We start from the raw sequence: 6,028 nt of genomic DNA on the forward strand, positions 1-6,028 counted from the left end.
CAGCCACTCAGCCCTTCTCGAGCTCGTCGAGAATGGGGCATTGCGGATTCGCGTCCCCATGGCAGCACCCCACCACCTCCTCCAGGGAGCTGAGCATGGCCTGCAGACCGGCAATGCGGGCCCGCAGGTCGACGATCTTCTCCTGGGCCAGCTTCTTCACCTGGGCGCTGGTCCTGTGCTCATCCCGATAGAGCGCCAGCAGCTCCTGACACTCCTCCAGGTTGAAGCCGGTCTCCCGCGCCCGCTTGACGAAGCGCAGCTCCCGCAGGGCGCCGTCTGTGTAGCTGCGATAGCCGTTGTCGCTACGCACCGGGGCTGAGATGAGACCGATGCTTTCGTAGTAGCGGATGGTCTTGGCGGACAACCCAGTGGCCTTGGCAACTTTGCTGATGTTCATGGATGACTCCTCTTCGATTCAGATTGGCGCTGGCTGCCCGCCCTGGGCTGCCAGCGTTTCAGTAACAGGGAATTGCTCAATACCGTGATGCTGCTCAGGGCCATGGCCGCCCCCGCCAGCTCGGGGCTGAGATAGCCCAGCGCAGCCAGCGGAATGCCGATGATGTTGAACACGAAGGCCCAGAACAGGTTCTGTTGTATGGTGCGCCAGGTCGCCGCCGAGATGTCGATGGCATCAGCCACCAGCCGCGGGTCAGATCGCATGAGCGTGATGGAGGCGGTCTCCATGGCCACGTCCGAACCTGAACCCATGGCGATGCCCACGTCTGCCGCCGCCAGCGCCGGGGCGTCGTTCACACCGTCTCCCACCATGGCCACCAGCCCGCTGGTTTGCGCCCGCAGCGCCTCCACTTTTTCCACCTTGCCGGCGGGCAACACGGAGTCAAAGGCACCATCCAGCCCCAGTTTGGCGGCGATATGGGCCACAGGTGCCGGGGCGTCGCCGCTCACCAGCCAGCTGGCGATGCCGCGCTGGCGCAGGGTCGCGATGGCCTCAGGGCTCTCGGGTCTCAGGGAATCGGCCAGGGCGGCTATGCCGACCGCCACGCCGTCGATGGCAACCCAGACCCGGGTCGCGCCGTCGGCGGGCGCTTCATCCTGTTGTGGCGGCTCGATGCCGAGCTGAGCCAGCAGGGCGGGATTGCCGATGGCCACCAAGTGGCCAGCCACCTTGCCGAGGATACCCGCACCGACCCGCACCTCCACGGCCTCGGGCTGGGGCAGCGCAACCTCTTTGCCGACCGCTTCGCGCATCGCCAGCGCCAGAGGATGCTCGCTCGCCTGCTGCAGGGCGGCGGCGAGGCGCAGTTGTTCATCGGTGCCGCTCCAGCCGGCCAGCACGGGCTTGCCCTGGGTGAGCGTGCCTGTCTTGTCAAAAATCAGCGCCTTGATGGCGTGGGCCTTCTGCAGGGTATCCACGTCCTTGATCAGGATGCCGTGGCGGGCCGCCACCCCGGTGCCGGTGACGATGGCGGCCGGGGTCGCCAGCCCCAGGGCGCAGGGACAGGCGATCACCAGCACGGCGACGGCGGCCAGCAGCGCCTGACCGAAGTCGTTGCTGTAGGCATACCAGGCCAGCAGGGTGAACAGGGCGATGGCCATGACCACGGGCACGAAGATGGCAGAGACCCTGTCCACCAACTGTTGCAGCGGCGCCTTGCCCATCTGGGCACGCTCCACCAAGGCGATGATCTTGCTGAGGCTGGAGTCCTCCCCCACGGTGGTGGCCTCGATCTCGAGCACACCGGAGCGGTTGATGGCACCACCCAGCACGGCATCCCCCAGCGCACGCGGCACCGGCAGGCTCTCACCGGTGAGAATGGATTCATCAAGCTCGCACTCACCGCTCAGGATCTTGCCATCCACCGGCACCCGCTCCCCCACCAGTACCCGCAGCCTGTCGCCACGCAGCACCTCGTCGATGGCAACGCTCTGCCAGGCCTCGCCGCGCCAGACGGTGGCGGTGTCCGGCCGCAGCGCCATCAGTTCGCGAATGGCGGACTGAGTGCTGCGCCGGGCGCGGGCCTCCAGCAGTTTCCCCAACGAAATGAGCGTGATAATGATGGCGCTCGCCTCGAAATAGAGCTTGCCGCTGGCGGCCATCCCCAGGTTAAGCAGCAGATAGAGGCTGTAGAAGTAGGCGGCGCTGGTGCCGGTCGCCACCAGCACATCCATGTTGGCGGCGCGGTTCTTGAGGGCAAGCCAGGCCCCGCGATAGAAGCGGGCACCGATCCAGAACTGCACCGGGGTGGCGAGCACCAGCTCCAGCCAGGCGGGCAGATGCCAGGGCAGCAGGCCGGCCATGGCGACCATGCCCACCAGCAGCGGCAGGGTCAGCAGGGCCGAGATGACGACCTGATTCAGCGCATGACGGGCGGCGGCAGCTTCCTGTTCCTCACGCGCCTGCAACTGTTGGCGGCGAGCACTGGCAGAGCCCTGCGCCAGCTGGGCACCGAAGCCAAGCGCAGCTATATGCTCACGCAACGAGGCCGGGGTCTGCATCCCCGGCACCAGCTCGATACGGGCCTGCTCGAGGGAAAAATTCACCTCGGCCGAGAGCACGCCGGGCAGCGCAGTCAGCATCTTGTTGAGACGCGCCGAACAACCCGCGCAGGTCATGCCGCTGATCTGGAAGGAGATCGTCTCATGGCCGTAGCCATAGCCCTGCCCCGTGATGCTGTCGAGGACCTCGGGCAGACGAGCCGGGTCACCGAGTTCGATGGCCGCCTGCTCCAACGCGAAGTTGACGGTAGCCGTCACCCCGTCGAGCTGGTTGAGGGCGGTGCTGATGCGGCTGGCGCAGTTGGCGCAGCTCATGCCGCTGAGTGGCAATTGCAGATGGATGGGATCTTGAGTCTGGGTAGTCATGTTGTTCCTCCTCGGAACTCATCGGCCAAACTGGCTGCCGATGACTAAACCCTAACCTTTACTGTAAGGGTAAGCTCAAGCCACCACACTCACTTTTTCAAAAAAAATGGCGCCACCCCGAGCCAGGGGCGGCGCCATGATGGGAGGCACGAGGTGGTCAGATGCCGTACTGGGTGCGATAGGCCTTCATTGCCGCCAGTTGCTCGGCCAACGCGGGCTGCTCTGCCTGCTTCTCTTCCAGATAGGCGATGAGGTCGCTCATCTGGATGATGGCGATGATGTGGGCACCGTAGTCACGCTCCACTTCCTGGATGGCGGAGAGCTCGCCCTTGCCCTTCTCCTGACGGTCCAGGGCGATCAACACCCCGGCCAGGGAGGCGCCGTTGGCCTGGATCAGATCCATGGATTCGCGGATGGCGGTCCCGGCGGTGATGACGTCGTCCACCAGCATGATGCGTCCCTTGAGCGGGCTGCCCACCAGATTGCCGCCTTCGCCGTGATCCTTGGCCTCCTTGCGGTTGAAGCACCAGGGCACGTCCACGTCGTGCTGCTCCACCAGTTGCACCGCGGTGGCAGAGGCGATGGGGATCCCCTTGTAGGCCGGGCCAAACAGCACGTCGAATTCGATGCCGGCATCCATCAGGGCGGCGGCATAGAAGCGGCCGAGGCGGGCCAGATCGCGACCGCTGTTGAACAGGCCGGCGTTGAAGAAGTAGGGGCTCTTGCGGCCGGATTTCAGGGTGAACTCACCGAATTTGAGAACCTGTTTCTCCAGGGCGAACTCGATAAATTGACGCTGGTAGGCTTTCATTCTGGCTCCTTGCTTGGCTTGTCGTTGACTGGTGTGGGGGTATAAAAAAACGCGGTCAATGCCGCGTTTTTAAAATCAGATAATCAGGAGAGCGCCTGCTTCTGCAGCGCGATGATGTCGTCGATGCCGCCCTTGGCGAGCGCCAGCATCGCCAGCAGCTCCTCGTGGGTGAAGGGCTCGGCCTCGGCGGTGCCCTGCACCTCTATGATGCGACCGTCTTCGGTCATCACCACGTTCATGTCGGTCTCGGCGGCGGAATCTTCCACATACTCCAGATCGCAGATGGCTTCGCCCTGATACATGCCGACGGAGACGGCCGCGATCATCTGCTTGAGCGGGCTCTGTTTGAGCATGCCCTTCTCGACCATCCAGTTCAGCGCATCCACCAGGGCCACACAGGCTCCCGTGATCGCGGCGGTGCGGGTGCCGCCGTCGGCCTGCAGCACGTCACAGTCCACCGTGATGGAGTGCTCGCCGAGGGCGGTCAGATCCACGGCGGCGCGCAGGGAGCGGGCGATCAGCCGGGAGATCTCCAGGGTACGGCCGCTCTGCTTGCCGGCGGCCGCCTCGCGGTTCATGCGCGAATGGGTGGAGCGCGGCAGCATGCCGTACTCGGCGGTGACCCAGCCCTGGCCCTTGCCTTTCAGGAAGCGCGGCACGCTGGTGTCGACGCTGGCGGTGCACAGCACGCGGGTGTGGCCGAACTCCACCAGCACAGATCCTTCCGCATGCTTGGTGAAGTTGCGGGTGATGGTAACCGGGCGCACTTGCGCGGCACTGCGATCGCTGGGACGGGACATGGGACTGACCTCTGGGCTGGCTGAATTGGCGCAGGAGTATAAGCCATCGTGACTCAAATATCAGCCGCTAAAACCACGGCATCGGCTGACGGGGCAAGCCTGGCTGAGTATACTGGCCGCACACTTCATCAAGCCCGGAACAATCAATGATTCACAGCATGACCGCCTACGCCCGCAAGGAATTCAAGGGCGACTGGGGCACAGCCGTTTGGGAAATTCGTTCGGTCAACCAGCGCTATCTGGAAACCTACATCCGCCTGCCGGAGCAGCTGCGCAGCCTGGAGCCGGTCCTGCGTGAGCGTTTCCGTGCCAAGCTGCAGCGCGGCAAGGTGGAGTGCAACCTGAGGTTCGAGGCAGCGCAAGCCGCCGCCAGCCAGCTCCATATCAATGAAGAGCTGGCCAAACTCATCATCGACAGCGCCAACTGGGTAATGAAAGAAGCGGGCCAGGGCCAGCTCAACCCGGTGGACGTGCTGCGCTGGCCGGGGGTCATGGCCGCCGCCGAGCAGGACATGGACGCGGTCGCCACCGAACTGCTCGGCGGTTTCGATCTGACCATGGAAGATTTCCTCGCCTCCCGCGCCAGCGAAGGGGCCAACCTCAAGGCACTGATCGAGCAGCGTCTGGATGGCATCCAGGTGGAAGTGAAGAAGGTGCGGGTGCACCTGCCGCAAATCATCGAATGGCAGCGCCAGAAGCTCACCGACCGCCTGGCCGAGGCCAAGGTGGAGCTGGATCCGGCCCGCATCGAGCAGGAAATCGTGCTGCTGGCCCAGAAGATCGACGTGGCCGAAGAGCTGGATCGCCTGGAGATGCACATCAGTGAAACCATCAAGATCATGAAGAAGGGAGGGGCCTGCGGTCGTCGTCTCGACTTCATGATGCAGGAGTTCAACCGCGAGTCGAACACGCTGGGTTCAAAGTCGATTAACGCCGAAGTGACCCAGTCCGCAGTCGAACTGAAGGTCCTCATCGAGCAGATGCGCGAGCAAATTCAAAACATCGAGTGATCCCCGTCTCCGATGCACCAGCCCTCGCAATGCGGGGGCTTTTTTATGTCATATCCCCAGGACGCTCAACGGTATGTCCTCGTCGCTCAATCCCCCGCAACCTGAGCCACCACCACTCTGTCGTCGAAGTCATGGATGCCCATGACCTGATGGAGGCGCGACCATGGGACGGTTCCCTGCCATAAAAACGGGCCTGCAAGTGCAGGCCCGTTTTTATGGCTGATAACCACCCGTTCTTGCCGGGGTGCAGCTTTTTATTCGTTGGACGATTTGAATTTGCGACTGCGCAGCAGCAGTGGGAGCTGGTAGAGCACCAGTGCCCCCAGCACCAGGCCGGCGCCGGCCAGCTTGGCGGGGCCCAGCGGCTCGCCATAGAAGAAGGTGCTCAGGATCAGGGTCCAGACAGGTTCCAGCAGCATCAGCAGGGCCGCATGGGCCGTGGTCATCCGGCTCAGGGCGTGGGTGAGCAACCAGTAACGCAAGGTGGTGGCGATCAGGACGCTGGCGGCAAACCAGCCCCAGATACCAGTGCCGATGCTGGCGGGCCACTGCTCGGTCAGCAGGGAGAGCAGGGTGCCGAGCAG

Annotated in this window: 6 protein-coding genes; 1 reads left to right on the forward strand and 5 read right to left on the reverse strand. The window is 64.0% G+C overall.

Annotated elements, in window-relative coordinates:
- Positions 1 to 7: 7 nt before the first annotated feature.
- From cueR to rph, 4 genes are all read right to left on the reverse strand, one after another.
- Entirely contained in the window at positions 8 to 397 is a 390-nt protein-coding gene (gene cueR, locus BN1127_RS13830; RefSeq protein WP_005323722.1) for a Cu(I)-responsive transcriptional regulator, read from the reverse strand.
- The gene (locus tag BN1127_RS13835) at positions 394 to 2,823 is read right to left on the reverse strand and encodes a heavy metal translocating P-type ATPase (protein WP_042649857.1); all 2,430 of its coding nucleotides are present in this window, start codon (positions 2,821 to 2,823) and stop codon (positions 394 to 396) included. The genes cueR and BN1127_RS13835 overlap by 4 nt, the downstream gene beginning before the upstream one ends.
- Before the next feature lie 157 nt (positions 2,824 to 2,980).
- A complete protein-coding gene (pyrE, locus tag BN1127_RS13840; RefSeq protein WP_042649858.1) occupies positions 2,981 to 3,634 on the reverse strand; it encodes an orotate phosphoribosyltransferase in 654 nt (217 codons plus the stop codon).
- Between the two features lie 83 nt (positions 3,635 to 3,717).
- The gene (rph, locus tag BN1127_RS13845) at positions 3,718 to 4,434 is read right to left on the reverse strand and encodes a ribonuclease PH (protein ID WP_025328763.1); all 717 of its coding nucleotides are present in this window, start codon (positions 4,432 to 4,434) and stop codon (positions 3,718 to 3,720) included.
- A gap of 146 nt (positions 4,435 to 4,580) precedes the next feature.
- Here rph and BN1127_RS13850 point away from each other — a divergent pair, with 146 nt between their 5' ends.
- Entirely contained in the window at positions 4,581 to 5,444 is an 864-nt protein-coding gene (locus BN1127_RS13850) for a YicC/YloC family endoribonuclease (RefSeq protein WP_042042773.1), read from the forward strand.
- Positions 5,445 to 5,698: 254 nt separating this feature from the next.
- On the opposite strand, the gene BN1127_RS13855 is transcribed toward BN1127_RS13850, so the two are convergent.
- On the reverse strand, positions 5,699 to 6,028 hold a 330-nt coding region (locus tag BN1127_RS13855), incomplete at its 5' end, for a DMT family transporter (RefSeq protein ID WP_042649859.1).

This window comes from Aeromonas media (genome assembly GCF_000819985.1).
In the GTDB taxonomy this organism is placed as follows: Bacteria; Pseudomonadota; Gammaproteobacteria; order Enterobacterales; family Aeromonadaceae; genus Aeromonas; species Aeromonas media.